Below are 13,531 nucleotides of genomic sequence, written 5' to 3' on the forward strand. Positions count from 1 at the left end.
TACGTCGGATGCGGGCTTTATCAAGAGATCACTCGCATTTGCCACCCCCGCCCGCCCGCCCGCCCGCGCATGTGGCGTCCGGTGCCGCCTTCGTGGTTGCTGGGGGTCAGAGGATCGCTGGCGGGGAGTCTGCGGAGTTCCCATTGTGATCCATGAGACTGGGCAAGGGGTTCGAGGAAGATGCGGCTCGGTGTCCAGAGATAGGCGAGGGCGCTTCCCTGCCCGAGTCGCTGGACTGAGCCCTTGCCGCTGGTGATTGGGCCGGTCCGTCGGAGGTAAGCTCGGCGGTGGTCCGGCAGCGGCGTGAGCATCATGGGGCGATCGTTCCAGTGTGAGGGCATGTGAGCCAGACGCCAGGTCTTGAGCATGGGTGCGTCGGGGTCCGTGGAGCCGGGTCGTCCTGTTGCGTGCGGGTCTTCGATCATGAGATCGACGTGGGGGAATCCGGGCATGAGGTGGCGGAGGATGACGTAGCGGAGGCATTGCATAGGTCTCTGATCGCCGGTCGGCTGGCCCGCGTCAAGCCTCGGCGGTAATCTCGGGTCTACGAATCGGCCGATGTCCCCCAGAGACGGGCGGTTTGCCCTTGATGGAGCTTAGAACCCGATGATCCGCAACGAAACACGTTCATCCCGGCTTGTGCGTCTGGTTATGGTCATTCTTCTCGGCGTCACCCCCCTGCTGTCGGGCTGTGTGACGGCGACGATGCACCGTGAGAAGGGCCAGGCGGCTCAGGCTCGTGGTGATTTCAGCCGTGCGATCGAACAATACCAGGCGGCGTTGGAGAAGAACCCGGCAGACCATCGGGCTCGCTTTCATCTGGGCGAGGCTTATCTGGCCATCGGCGAGAACCTCAAGGCTCAGTTGGCATTCGAGAAGGTGATGGCGGGGCGGCCGTCGGATGAGTTGCTGGTACCTCGCGTACTCGAGAAGCTGGCGGAGGCGATCTATCGGCAGAACCGGGCGGATGCGTTGTATGACATGCTGGAGTCGAGCGTGGAGGCGTACCCGACCAGTCGTTCGTATCTGCGGCAGGCGGATTATCTGGTGAAGCTGGGTGATCACGATCTTGCGGCGGTGGCGTACCGGAAGGCGGGCCGTTTCTCGGAGCCGGGGGATGCGACGGCTTACCTGCGGGCGGCGGGGTTCTATGATTCGATTGGCGATCCGGCGAACACGGCGTTGAATCTGCGGTACGCGATGTATGTCGATCCGGATCATCCGAAGATCGCGCCGTGGTTCCGGAAGCTGGGCATCGTGCCGGGACCGACGCTGCCGTTGCAGCCACCGGCGTTGACGAACGTGACGCCTTGAGTGCGGGCTTTTCTAGAGTTTCTCTGCGGCCAGCGAGGCGAGTTCGGATCGTTCGGTCTTGGCCAGTGTGACGTGGCCGACGAGGGCTTCGCCCTTGAGTCGTTCGACCATGAAGGACAGGCCGTTGGATGAGGAGTCGAGGTAGGGGTTGTCGATCTGGGCGATGTCGCCTGTGAGGACGATCTTGGTGCCTTCGCCGACGCGGGAGACGATGGTCTTGACCTCGTGGGGGGTGAGGTTCTGGGCCTCGTCGATGATCATGAACTGGTGGGGGATCGATCGTCCGCGGATGTAGGTGAGGGGTTCGAGGACGAGTTGACCGGTGGACATGAGGTACTCGATGCGTTGCTCGGGCTGCTTGCTCTCGGCGTGCTGGGAACCGGCGCCGCGGGTTGAGAGGAGGTACTGGAGGTTGTCGAAGATCGGCTGCATCCAGGCGGAGAGTTTTTCGTCCTTGTCGCCTGGGAGGTATCCGATGTCACGGCCCATAGGCATGATGGGGCGGGCGACGAGGAGCTTGTCGTAGCGGTGCTCGGCGAAGACCTTGGTCATGCCGGCGGCGATAGCGAGCAGGGTTTTGCCGGTTCCGGCGGTGCCCAGGAGGGTGACGAGTTTGACCTCGTCATCGAGGAGCAGGTCGAGGCCCATGGTCTGCTGGACGTTGCGCGCCATGATGCCGGAGACGGGTTTACGCGGTCCGTGGACGGGGATGAGGTGATCGGTGTCGGCGAGTCGTCGGGCGAGTCCGGTGTGGGAGTCATCGGTGGCGCTGCGAAGCTGGGCGAACTGGTTGGCAAAGAGCTCGGGGATGGTGTCATCGTTTTTGCCGAGGTGTGGGGTGTCCTCGGTTTGGGGCTGCTGCGCCCATAGTTCGTCGAGGGCTTCGATTTCGAGTTGTTTTTCTTCGTAGAGCTGATCGATGATGTCGCCGGGCACATCGAGGGTGGTGTAGCCGGAGTAGAGGTGGTCGATGTCGACTTTCTGGGCTTCGAAGTCCTCGGTGTGGATGCCCAGGGAATCGCTCTTGAGTCGGACGTTGATGTCCTTGGTGATCATGATGGAGCGGTAGCCCTGCTCCTTGAGTCCCCAGGCGACGCCAATGATCCGGTTGTCGGGTGCGTTCTCGGTTAGGGCCTTGGGGCGAAGCTCCTCGGCGAAGGCTACGCGGATCGATCCGCCACGGTCGTTCCAGACGACGCCATCGGCGAGTCGGCCCTGCTGACGGAGCTTGTCGAGCTGGCGGATCACTTCGCGGGCGGCGCGGCCGACGTCATCGTTGCCCTTCTTGAACTTGTCGAGTTCTTCGAGGACGGCGAAGGGAACGACGACATGGTTGTCGTCGAACATATAGAGGGCTTTGGGGTTGTGGAGCAGGACGTTGGTGTCGAGCACGAAGTGTTTGATGTCGGTGCTGGTGTCGATCCCGGAGAGTTCTTTGACGAGTTGTGACACGCGGGCCTCCTGTCGCTCTGCTCAGAGTGTATCGGGTCGCTGGCTCCCCCATGCAGCCCATACGGTGTTCACATGAAGTACCTCGACCTGCTCGAAGCCGGCCGTGCGGAGTCGGTCGATCTGCCAGACCAAGGGTCTGGGGTGTCCTCGGCTTCGATGTAGTCGAAGGCCTTGACTCTGAAGTCCGGGCCAACGACGGCGTCGAGATAGTCGGCGTAGCGACCTCTCATCAGCTCATGGACGGCGGGTAGCTGATGGTGGATCAGGTCCACGATCCAGAGCCATCCGCCCGGCCTGAGGGCCGCGTGGAGTCTGGCGAAGACGGCGTCCCACTCTTGGTCATCACGGAGGTGATGGAAGACGGCGGCCGCCATGATGGCGTCGAACGAACCGTCCTCTGGCTCGTAGTCGCGAACATCGGTCTGGATCGTGGTCACGGCACCCGGGGTCTCAGCCTCGACGCGTTGCCGGGCGCGATCAAGCATCGGCTGGCTCAGGTCGAGAAGTGTGCAGGTGGGTTCAGGTGACTGACCGGTCCGCTGGGCCAAGCTTCGGAGCAGGCTGATGGTGTAGTTGCCTGCACCGCAGCCGATATCCAAGACGCGGCTGATTGGGTCGCCTGTTGCGACGGCAGCGCTCGATATGAGGTTCATGCAAAGGGTCGAGTCGATCGCGGCGGCCTGGCCGGTCTCCAGGTTTGAGAATCGATCGACATCGGCATCGAAGCGGGCGCGAATTTCGTCGACGGAGGACTTCATGCTGCACCTCGCTGAGGCTTCTCATCCTCGGGTCCAACCCAGCGGCTCATGAGGATTTCATCGATGTACCGGCCGTCATGGCGGCGTATTGCCCGGCGTTTGCGGCCATCTACCTCGAACCCAACACTCCGATATAGCCGCTGAGCCGGTTCGTTATCCGCAAACACCTCCAGCTCGAAGACCGTCAGGTCCGGATGACGATCCGCCCAGTCGATCAGGGTCTGCATCAAGTGACGACCAAGCCCAACCTCACGCCAGGGCTTGCGTATCGCAATCCCAAGCCCGGTCGCGTGCCGTCGCCGCTTGAACCTGTTGCCCTGCAAACCACAGCACGACACGATCTCACCATGCGCCTCCGCCACCAGACACACCCCATAGGGATCATCCAGATGCGACTGCACCCAGCCGCGCTCGGCCTCCAGACTGAACAACTCGTCCTCAGGTGATACCAGCAGATACTCCGACTCTGTCCGAACACCATCCACGTACGACAGCAATCGCTCTGCGTCATCGGGTACCGCTGAACGTACTGCTACTTCACGCCCGTCTCTGAGCTTCACCGTGCCCGGTCGATCAAATCTCATGGCGATTCCGCCTCGACTTCGGACTTGATTTCACGATCCGGGGAGCTTGTTCGGATGCGATTAATCGCGGCGAGGTAGGCGAGGGCTGCGGCCTCGATGGTGTCGGTGGACAGGCCGCGGCCACGGGCCTTGTGGCCGTGGTGATCGACGCGCACCTGAACCTCACCCTGGGCGTCTTTGCCGTGGGTGATGGAGCGTGTTGCGAAGTCTTCGAGGGTGACTTTGACGCCTGTGATGGCCTGGATGGCGGAGTAGATGGCGTCGACCGGGCCGTCGCCGACGGCGGCTTCGGTTTTCTCTTCGCCGGCGGAGTCGGCGAGGGTGACGGTCGCGGTGGGCATCGCGCCAGTCCCGGCGACGACCTGGAAGCGGCTGAGCTCCCAGAGCGAGCGGCCGACCTCCATCATCTGATCGAGAATCGCCTCGATGTCCTCGTCGTAGATATCTTTTTTCTTGTCGGCGAGTTCCTTGAAGCGGTCGTAGACCTTCTGCAGCTGTGCCTCGTCGATCGTGTAGCCGAGCTGGACGAGACGGTCGGCCAGGGCGTGTCGGCCTGAGTGTTTACCGAGGACGAGTTTGCTTTCGGGCACGCCGATGTCGCGTGGGTCCATGATCTCATAGGTCTCGCGGTGTTTGAGCACGCCATCCTGATGGATGCCGGATTCGTGCGCGAAGGCGTTGTCGCCGATGACGGCTTTGTTGCGCTGAACCGTCAGGCCGGTGAGGGTCGAGACCATGCGGCTGGTGGGATAGATGCGTTTGGCGTTGATTCTCGTGGCGTAGCGACCAAAGACATCGGAGCGGGTGCGCAGGGCCATGACGATTTCTTCGAGCGCAGCGTTGCCGGCGCGTTCGCCGATGCCGTTGATGGTGCACTCGACCTGGCGGGCCCCGCCTTGGATCGCGGCGAGGGAGTTGGCAACGGCGAGACCGAGGTCATTGTGGCAGTGGCAGGAGAGGTAGACATTCTGGGCGTCGATCTGCGGGAGTTGGCGTCGCAGTTCGCTGAAGATCGCGCCGTACTCCTCGGGGACGGCATAGCCGACGGTGTCGGGGATGTTGATGGTGGTTGCGCCGGCCTCGATGACGGCGGCGGTGATGTCGGCGAGGTAGTTGAGTTCGGTGCGGCTGCCATCCTCGGGGGAGAACTCGACATCGGCGACGAACTCGCGGGCCCGACGGACCGAGTCAACAGAGAGTTTCACGATCTCGTCGAAGGCTTTGCGGAGTTTGTGTTCGCGGTGGATCTTAGAGGTCGCGCAGAAGACGTGGATGCGCGGTTTGTGGGCGTCCTGGAGGGCTTCTCCGGCGCGATCGATGTCTCTGGGTACGCAGCGCGAGAGCCCGCAGACGATTGAATCGGAGACCTCCTGGCCGATTGCGCGGACCGCCTCGAAGTCGCCCTGGCTGGTGATCGGGAATCCGGCTTCGATGACATCGACGCCCAGGCGTTCGAGCTGGCGAGCGATCTCGAGTTTTTCGTGGTGGTTGAGGCTGGCTCCGGGCGATTGCTCGCCGTCGCGGAGGGTGGTGTCGAAGACACGGATCGCCATCGTGTCCGCGCCCTGCGGCTGGCTGTTCGATTCGTCCTGATCCGATTCTCTGCTGGCCATGATGTGGCTCCTGTTGGGTCGTCTGACCTCGATATCGGTGATCTGTGTACCTAATAAAAAACCCCTGCCCGAGTGCCGGGCAGGGGTGGTGTTTCGTCCTGAGTTGGACCAACGCGCCCTATCCGGCCACCTGACTGCTGGTAAGCAGCGTCATTGGGTTACCGAGAATAAGATTCGGGGTGGCGGACGCGTTCATCTCGACGTAAGACTACCCTCCCGACAAGCCTTGTCAACGTTATTCTCCGCAGAATGCCGACGGAGTGCTCATGACCCAGCCCCCCTCACCCGACTTGCCTCCTCTGCCAGACGATGGCCCGATCCTCGTGACCGGGGTGGCGGGGTTCATTGGCTCTCATGTGGTTGATGGACTGCTGGGGCTCGGGCACCGGGTGGTGGGGATTGATAACTTCAACAGTTTCTACGCCCCTGAGATCAAGCACAGCAATCTGAAGCGCGCCAAGACCCACGCGTCCTTCTCGCTGATCGAGATGGACATCCGGGATCGGCAGGCTGTCCTTGGGGCGTTCGAGCAGCATCAGCCCTCGACGGTGATCCACCTTGCGGCCATGGCGGGTGTTCGACCGTCGATCGAGTCGCCCTCGCTGTATACGGCTGTCAACCTCGATGGCACGGTGAATCTTCTCGATGCATCTCTGGTGCTAGCAGCCCGGCCCCGTTTCGTGTTTGCCTCATCGTCATCTGTTTACGGCAACAACGAGAAGGTTCCGTTTGCCGAGTCGGATGCGGTGGATCGTCCGATCAGCCCGTACGCCGCGACCAAGCGGGCGGGCGAGTTGATTGCTCACACGTACGCCCATCTCCACCGACTTCCGGTGGTTGGTCTTCGTTTTTTTACGGTTTACGGGCCACGCCAGCGGCCGGACCTGGCTATCGCCAAGTTCCTGCGACTCGTCCACGATGAGCAGCGCATCCCGGTTTTTGGAGACGGCACGACCTCGCGTGACTACACCTTTATCGATGACATCGTTGCGGGTGTGATCGCCGCGACACGGTACTGCGGGTCTTCTGAACATATGGATCAGGCAGCGGTCGGGACGCCGGATGTGGCCCCGGGCTTTGATCTGTTTAATCTGGGCGGGTCCGACCCGGTGACGCTGACGCAGATGATCGACGCCATCGGACAAGCCGTGGGCAAGCAGCCGATCATTGATCGACAACTGATGCAGCCGGGTGATGTTGAGCGGACGTTCGCGGATGTGAGTAAGTCGAAGGCGAAGCTGGGCTACGAGCCGACGACGTCGTTAGTGGAGGGGGTGAGGAGGCAGTGGGGGTGGATGCGCACCGACAGCTCCTGAATCACAGGATGCTCAATGATCGGAGATAGTTTTCGTACCAGCGCCAGGTTGCATTCTCGCTGCAGTGCTCTGAAGCAAAGAGTTTCCCGGCGTTTCCAAGTTGATCAGTGTGGTCGGGGTTGTTCCACAGGTCTACCACCGCTTCGGCCATCGCCGTCGGCGAACCGGGATCGACCAGTAGCCCACGCTGGTTGTGTTCGATGTACTCGTTGATCCCGGGGGCCTCTGTGATGACGACGGCACGTCGAAGGTGCATCGCCATGACCAGCGTCACATGCCCGCATGAGATGACGCCTGCGAGGAGGGGGAGCACCATGAATCGGGAACCGGCCACGAGGGCGTGGACCTCATCGAGGGGGATGTTGGCTCGGACGGAGACGTTGTTCGGCACGTCGATGCCGTTGAGGTTCTCCGGGCGCACGACCCAGACGAAGTCGATGTCCGTGCAGAGGCGGCAGACATTGGCCAGAAGTGGGTAGTCACGTGCGTTCCCGCCTACGGCGACGACGTAGGGGCGCTCGGGGATTTGCCAGGAACCATCGACAACTTCGGGGGATTGAACGCCCCAGCGGATGGGATGGAAGCGCTCAACTGGTAAGGCAAGCAGGTCGCTATAGAGACCTGCTTCGTAGCGGGTAAAAACAACCAGGTCCTCCACGTGCCGAAGAGCGTGGCGGAGGAGCTTGAGCTTTGGTCCCGATGGCACGTACGGGAAGTTGAAGGCATGAGCGAGGTGGCGGACTCGTTGGCGGCCCTGAAACAACTCGCAGCGGTAGGTCAGGTGGGGGTCGTGCGAGAGGAGGAGTGCGGCTTGCTCGGATCGCGCGGTTCGGGTGGCGCGGCGGCAGGCCAGCCAGCCCGCGAGATCGGGCCTGCGGATGCGTGCGGCCAGCCCGGTAACGCCCAAGGGACCGAACTCGATCTGGCGGACACGATCACTGAGGCGGTCGGCGAAATACCCCCCCTGCCCGTCCTGGGCGTAGCGCGAGCAGTTCACGATCAGGGGAGCATCACCCACGGCCCCAACATAGCTTCTCTCGGGACTGCAAGACCGATCCGCCCACCGTGTTAAACTCCCCGACTCAGTGTTCCGTGACCGCTTTGAACCGCTTCGGAGAAGACCACCGTGACCACCCCTGCCAACGGCCAGCCCATCACGCTCAAGGACGGCGTTCTCAGCGTCCCGAACCACCCGATCATCCCGTTTATCGAGGGGGATGGGACGGGGCCGGACATCTGGCGGGCGTCGCAGCTGGTGCTGGATGCGGCGGTGGCGAAGGCTTACGGGGGTGAGCGGAAGATTGCATGGATGGAGGTTCTGGCGGGTGAGAAGGCGTTCAATCAGACGGGGAACTGGCTGCCTGACGCGACGCTGGATGCGTTTAGGACCTATCTGGTGGGGATCAAGGGCCCGCTGACGACGCCGACGGGGGGCGGGATCCGGTCGCTGAACGTCGCTCTGCGGCAGATTCTGGACTTGTACACCTGCCTGCGGCCGGTGCGGTGGTTTACGGGGGTGCCGACGCCTGTGCTGCGGCCGCAGGACACCGATATGGTGATCTTCCGGGAGAACACCGAGGACATCTACGCGGGCATCGAGTTCGAGCACGGCAGCGAGGAGAACACCAAGTTCAAGGCGTTGCTGAAGGAGAATTTCCCGGATCGGTTCAAGAAGATCCGGTTCCCCGATACGGCGGGGCTGGGCATCAAGCCGGTCTCGCAGGAGGGGACGCGGCGGCTGGTCAAGGCGGCGATCCAGTACGCGATCGACAACAAGCGGCCGTCGCTGACGCTGGTGCACAAGGGCAACATCATGAAGTTCACGGAGGGGGCGTTCATGAAATGGGGCTACGAGACGGCAGCGGAGCTGTTCGGGGCGGTCCCGCTGGATGGCGGGCCGTGGCATGTGATCCCCGAGGGTAAGGCGGGTGCGGGTCTGATCATCAAGGACGTGATCGCCGACGCGATGCTGCAGCAGATCCTGACGCGGCCGGCGGAGTACGACGTGATCGCGACGCTGAACCTCAACGGCGACTACATCTCGGACGCTTTGGCGGCGTGCGTGGGCGGGATCGGGATCGCGCCGGGCGGGAACATCAACTACGACACGGGTCACGCGATCTTCGAGGCGACGCACGGTACGGCGCCGAAGTATGCTGACCAGGACAAGGTGAACCCCGGGTCGGTGATCCTGTCGGGCGAGATGATGCTGCGTCACCTGGGCTGGCACGAGGCTGCCGACCTCGTCATCAAAGGCATGAACGGGGCGATCGGGGCGAAGACGGTGACGTACGACTTTGAACGGCTGATGAAGGGGGCTAAGTTGTTGAAGTGTTCGGAGTTTGGGGAGGCGGTGGTGGGGGGGATGTAGGGAGCAAGTGCCTGTCCGTGCAGAACTGTTTTTTTCTTAATGTGACGTCGATGAGCGACTGAAACAAAAACCCCGGCCACTTGGTGCAGCCGGGGCTTTGATCCTCTCCCTCCGGGTCCCTTCTCCGGAGGGCCGGCGGTTGGTTCAAGCTGGGTCAGCGTCGGCGTAGGGTTCCGGCCAGTGCGAGGGTGAGCAGGACCGCGGAGGCGGGTTCGGGGGTGGCGACGGCTTCGAGGGCGTTGATGTTTTCGCTGAAGATGGGGAGGCCGAGGCCGTTGGGGCCGAAGGTTCCGACGATGTCGAAGGCGGTGTCCCAGAGGTGCCCGCCGTGGTCGAGGAAGCGGGTAGTTGAGCCGGGTCCGTCGTAGACGAAGATCTCGCCGCCATCGAAGTTCGGGAGGAGCGGGCTGAAGACCGAGAGGTCCAGTGGGGCGATGCTGAACATGACCTGTTCGGCAAAAACCATCGTGGCGTCGACATCCATCAGCTCCACGAGTTGGCCAAAGACCGGGCCGAGGCCGTTGAACCCGTATTGGCGGTCCATGGCCATCGCCAGGTCGGCGGTGAGGGTGTGCGGGAGTGAGGTGTTCGCGCCCGAGTCGTACTGCCAGATGGCGACCTTGGCGCTAACTGATGGCGCGATCTCGACGAAGGGATCGCCATAGATCGAGTAGCGTTTGGCGTCGTCTGTTGGTGACGCGTTGGAACCCCAGACTTCGAGGGCGTCGAGGTCTGTCACGCCGTTGCGGTCGATGATTGAGGGGTCGGCCCAGATGGTGGTTGCGGGGGCTCCTCCACCTGCGGTGGCGGGTTCGACGTAGATGTTGCCATCGCCGAGGGGCCCGCCAACACCCAGATCGCCGACCGAGAAGAGCAGAGCGACCTGGTCGTTGGTCACTGGTTGGTAGAGCGCATCACCCGATGCGGCGAGGGCATCGACATTGGCTTCGAGGGGGGCTCCCGGGAGCAGGCGCGAGCCTGAGTAGTCCCAGCTGTCGGCAGTCCCGCCAGGGAAGATGCCGTCCCAAGCGAGGACCTGATCGAGATCGAAGAAGCCGAGGTCGTTCTTGTCGGAGTGGTCGCTGTACTCCTTGCCGGGTACGAGGTCAGGCGACGGGATGCCGAGGTTGACCGTCGGCGAGACTGTGATCGCCGACGGAGCCCAGCCTGCGGCTTGTGCCGAGTCGGCGACGCCGATCAGCGCTAGAGCGCTCGCGACGAGTGCCGAGGTCCTGAAGATCCGTGTGCTAACAGAGCCCTTCTCCATGATGCGTCCCATCCTTTCTGATGGTCTCGATCCGGTCGGCGGGTCTCATCCCGTACAACTCCAATCAGCCCCGGGCGACACGCCCGACTCGCCAAGTGTTACGCGCCGATGACTTGAAGGCTGCGCAGAGTGGCCTGTTCGTCCGTAAACCCCTAGTGCTTCCACCACAACCGTGAGCCGGAGTCGCGATTTTCGGTGACCAAGGGGGGTGATGGAGTCCGGTCGTTGAACCGGTTAAACTCTCTGGACACTCCATCAGGACCCTTCGTCATGACTCTCAGACTCCTTCGTCAGTTCTCCGTCCTGCTGCTCATCGTCATCGCCCTGCCGAGCCTGGCTCTGGCGCAGGAGGTCACGCCGGTCTCCGTTGCTGATCATTACGAGCGCCAGCCCGGCGATTCTCAGCATCTGCTGGTGATCCACTACCACCGTGCCGACGGCGACTACGACGGCTGGAACCTCTGGGGGTGGGTGGAGGGTGAGGATGGCGGGCAGCTCGACTTCACGGGTGAGACCGGCTTCGGTCCGTATCTCGCGGTTCCGTTCGACGATGCCTCGAAGCGACTCGGCTTCCTCCTGCGGAAGAACAACTGGGAGGCTCGGGATGTAGCCCGTGACCGTTTCGTTACCCTCTCACCCGACACCTATGTCACGGAGGTCTGGCTCGTGTCAGGCGACAGCATGATCTATCCCGCTCCCGGCCGTGTTGACCTCTCCACCAAGCTCATCGCCGCATTTCTGGACGATGAGGACCGCGTGCGCATCGCGCTCTCCGGCCAACTCACGCCCCGGCAGCGCACCGCCATCCGTGTGCACACCACGGACGATGAGAATCCGACGACGTACTCGGTCTCCCGAGCCGCGCGAGCCAAGAGCGAGACCTCGGCCCGGATCATCTATGACCTGCACCTGACCCGCCGGGTCCAGCCTGAGCATGTCGGGCTGCTCAAGGTGAGCATCCCCGAGTTTGAGGACCGCACGGTTTACGCCCGCGACATCCTGAACGCCCCGGGGTACACCCCGCTCGATGCTGAACTCGGCTACCGCTACAGCAAGGCGTCCACGACGTTCCGCGTCTGGTCCCCCGTTGCGACTTCTGCTGAAATCCTGATCTACAACGATCCCGCAGGTGACCAGCCCGACGAGACGCTGGCGATGAGCCTTGGCGACAAAGGTGTCTGGGAGCTGACAGTTCCCGGCGACCATCACGGCAGGGCGTATGTCTACCGGTTCGTCTCTTACGGCCAGACACGGATCGCCGCGGACATCAACAGCTACGGAGCGACCTTCGACTCTCAGCGATCGGTCATCCTCGATCTCGATCGCACCGACCCCGAGGGTTGGGGGCGTGTGCCGACCCCGCCTCGTGCGCACCAGACCGATGAGATCATCTACGAGATTCATGTCCGCGATTACACCATCGCCGACCCAACAGTCCCCGAGAAGCTGCGCGGGACCTACCTCGGCCTGATCCACGAGAACCCTGCCTCTGAGGGCAAGCCCTCCACTGGTATCAACCACCTTCTCGACCTGGGCGTCACCGCGGTGCACCTGCTGCCGATCCAGGACTTCTCCGCGGCGATCGGCGAATACAACTGGGGCTATTGGACCGCCCTGTTCAATGTGGCGGAGTCGAACTACGCCAGTGACCCTCGTGATCCGATGGCTGGGCCGACCGAACTCAAGCAGACGATCCAGGGTCTGCACCAGGCGGGCATCCGCGTGATTCTCGATGTCGTCTACAACCACACGTCATCGAGCTTCGAGTTCTCGCACTTCGACCAGACGGTCCCTAACTTCTACTTCCGCACGACAGACGATGGGCTGTTGATGAACGACGCGGGGGTGGGCAACTCGATCGCTGACGAACGCCCGATGGTGCGCAAGTACATCATCGATTCGCTTGTGTTCTGGACCAACGAGTACCGCATCGACGGGTATCGATTCGACCTGCTCGGCACGCACTACCCGGAAACCGTCGAGGCTGTGTGCGATGTCTTGCTCCGGCTGCGACCCGACATCACGCTCTATGGCGAGCCCTGGACCGGTGGGGGCATCACCCACTTCCCCAAGGGCGCTCAGCGTGGTCTGGCGATGGCCGTCTTCAACGACCACTACCGCAACGCTGTGCGCGGCGACCTGGATGGCGACACCACCGGCTTCGCCAACGGCCCTGGCGGGGATATCGAAGCGATCCGTGAAGGTGCGGCAGGAGCCATCGACGACTTCGCTGATGACCCTGCGGAGGTCATCAACTACGTCTCTGCCCACGACAATCGCACGCTCTGGGACAAGCTCGTCTATAGCCTCCCCAACGCTACCGATGACGAGAAGCGAGCGATGCAGAAGCTGGCCCTCGGCATGGTGCTCACCTCGCAGGGTGCTGCGTTCCTCCACGGCGGGTCCGACTTCGCCCGCACCAAAGGCGGTAACCATAACTCGTATAACGCTGGCGATGAGGTCAACAAGTTCGACTGGCCCCGCAAGCTCGATTACGCCGACGTATACGACTACACCCGCGGGCTCATCGCCATCCGCAAGGCTCACCCGGCTTTCCGGATTCCCGACGCAGCGACCGTGCGCCAGCACATGCGCTTCCTGATGCTCGACAAGCTCGTGGCGTTCGAACTCGACGGCGACGCCCTCGGCGACTCCTGGTCCAGGATCCTGGTCGCTTACAACGGCGAGCCCGACGCCCACATCCTTCCCCTCCCCGAAGGCACTTGGTCTGTCGTCGTGAACGCCGAGGAGGCTTCGGCAGACAAGCCGCTGGGCGCGGCGACGGGCGAGCTGACGCTGCCGCCCTACTCGATGGTGGTGGTGTGGCAGGAGTGATCGCGGTTCGTACTGAGTTTC

11 protein-coding genes are annotated in these 13,531 nt (G+C 62.7%); 4 read left to right on the forward strand and 7 right to left on the reverse strand.

Annotated elements, in window-relative coordinates:
• Window positions 1-20: 20 nt before the first annotated feature.
• Entirely contained in the window at window positions 21-488 is a 468-nt protein-coding gene (locus RIG82_05365) for a hypothetical protein (protein ID MEQ9460360.1), read from the reverse strand.
• Between the two features lie 118 nt (window positions 489-606).
• On the opposite strand from RIG82_05365, the gene RIG82_05370 reads away from it, so the two are divergent.
• Window positions 607-1,314 (forward strand): tetratricopeptide repeat protein, encoded by a 708-nt coding sequence (locus RIG82_05370; GenBank protein MEQ9460361.1) that lies wholly within the window; start codon window positions 607-609, stop codon window positions 1,312-1,314.
• Between the two features lie 12 nt (window positions 1,315-1,326).
• Here the strand turns inward: RIG82_05370 and RIG82_05375 are convergent, their stop codons facing one another.
• From RIG82_05375 to RIG82_05390, 4 genes are all read right to left on the reverse strand, one after another.
• Window positions 1,327-2,766: a PhoH family protein gene (locus RIG82_05375; protein ID MEQ9460362.1), complete on the reverse strand. Its 1,440-nt coding sequence runs from the start codon at window positions 2,764-2,766 to the stop codon at window positions 1,327-1,329.
• A gap of 68 nt (window positions 2,767-2,834) precedes the next feature.
• Window positions 2,835-3,524, reverse strand: a complete 690-nt coding sequence (locus RIG82_05380) for a class I SAM-dependent methyltransferase (protein ID MEQ9460363.1) — start codon at window positions 3,522-3,524, stop codon at window positions 2,835-2,837.
• On the reverse strand, window positions 3,521-4,108 hold the full coding sequence (locus tag RIG82_05385; GenBank protein MEQ9460364.1) for a GNAT family protein: 588 nt from the start codon (window positions 4,106-4,108) through the stop codon (window positions 3,521-3,523). The genes RIG82_05380 and RIG82_05385 overlap by 4 nt, the downstream gene beginning before the upstream one ends.
• Complete coding sequence (locus RIG82_05390; protein MEQ9460365.1) at window positions 4,105-5,721, reverse strand: 2-isopropylmalate synthase; 1,617 nt, start codon at window positions 5,719-5,721, stop codon at window positions 4,105-4,107. Before RIG82_05390 ends, RIG82_05385 begins: the two co-directional genes overlap by 4 nt.
• A 266-nt stretch (window positions 5,722-5,987) precedes the next feature.
• Here RIG82_05390 and RIG82_05395 point away from each other — a divergent pair, with 266 nt between their 5' ends.
• On the forward strand, window positions 5,988-7,037 hold the full coding sequence (locus RIG82_05395) for a GDP-mannose 4,6-dehydratase (protein ID MEQ9460366.1): 1,050 nt from the start codon (window positions 5,988-5,990) through the stop codon (window positions 7,035-7,037).
• A gap of 1 nt (window position 7,038) precedes the next feature.
• Here the strand turns inward: RIG82_05395 and RIG82_05400 are convergent, their stop codons facing one another.
• The gene (locus tag RIG82_05400) at window positions 7,039-8,055 is read right to left on the reverse strand and encodes a glycosyltransferase (GenBank protein MEQ9460367.1); all 1,017 of its coding nucleotides are present in this window, start codon (window positions 8,053-8,055) and stop codon (window positions 7,039-7,041) included.
• Between the two features lie 108 nt (window positions 8,056-8,163).
• Between RIG82_05400 and icd the strand changes: the two genes are divergently transcribed.
• Window positions 8,164-9,408 carry an NADP-dependent isocitrate dehydrogenase gene (icd, locus tag RIG82_05405; GenBank protein ID MEQ9460368.1) on the forward strand — a complete coding sequence of 415 codons (1,245 nt, stop codon included), beginning with the start codon at window positions 8,164-8,166 and terminating at the stop codon, window positions 9,406-9,408.
• Between the two features lie 154 nt (window positions 9,409-9,562).
• Here the strand turns inward: icd and RIG82_05410 are convergent, their stop codons facing one another.
• Entirely contained in the window at window positions 9,563-10,687 is a 1,125-nt protein-coding gene (locus tag RIG82_05410) for a hypothetical protein (GenBank protein ID MEQ9460369.1), read from the reverse strand.
• Between the two features lie 258 nt (window positions 10,688-10,945).
• Between RIG82_05410 and pulA the strand changes: the two genes are divergently transcribed.
• Complete coding sequence (gene pulA, locus RIG82_05415; GenBank protein ID MEQ9460370.1) at window positions 10,946-13,510, forward strand: type I pullulanase; 2,565 nt, start codon at window positions 10,946-10,948, stop codon at window positions 13,508-13,510.
• Window positions 13,511-13,531 lie beyond the last annotated feature (21 nt).

This window comes from Phycisphaeraceae bacterium, assembly GCA_040222855.1.
Classification (GTDB): Bacteria; Planctomycetota; Phycisphaerae; order Phycisphaerales; family Phycisphaeraceae; genus Mucisphaera.

Coding starts and splice junctions, on each gene's coding strand:
- RIG82_05365 (MEQ9460360.1), bottom strand. CDS start 488: ATGCAATGCCTCCGCTACGTCATCCTCCGCCACCTCATGCCCGGATTC.
- RIG82_05370 (MEQ9460361.1), top strand. CDS start 607: ATGATCCGCAACGAAACACGTTCATCCCGGCTTGTGCGTCTGGTTATG.
- RIG82_05380 (MEQ9460363.1), bottom strand. CDS start 3,524: ATGAAGTCCTCCGTCGACGAAATTCGCGCCCGCTTCGATGCCGATGTC.
- RIG82_05385 (MEQ9460364.1), bottom strand. CDS start 4,108: ATGAGATTTGATCGACCGGGCACGGTGAAGCTCAGAGACGGGCGTGAA.
- RIG82_05390 (MEQ9460365.1), bottom strand. CDS start 5,721: ATGGCCAGCAGAGAATCGGATCAGGACGAATCGAACAGCCAGCCGCAG.
- RIG82_05395 (MEQ9460366.1), top strand. CDS start 5,988: ATGACCCAGCCCCCCTCACCCGACTTGCCTCCTCTGCCAGACGATGGC.
- RIG82_05410 (MEQ9460369.1), bottom strand. CDS start 10,687: ATGGGACGCATCATGGAGAAGGGCTCTGTTAGCACACGGATCTTCAGG.
- pulA (MEQ9460370.1), top strand. CDS start 10,946: ATGACTCTCAGACTCCTTCGTCAGTTCTCCGTCCTGCTGCTCATCGTC.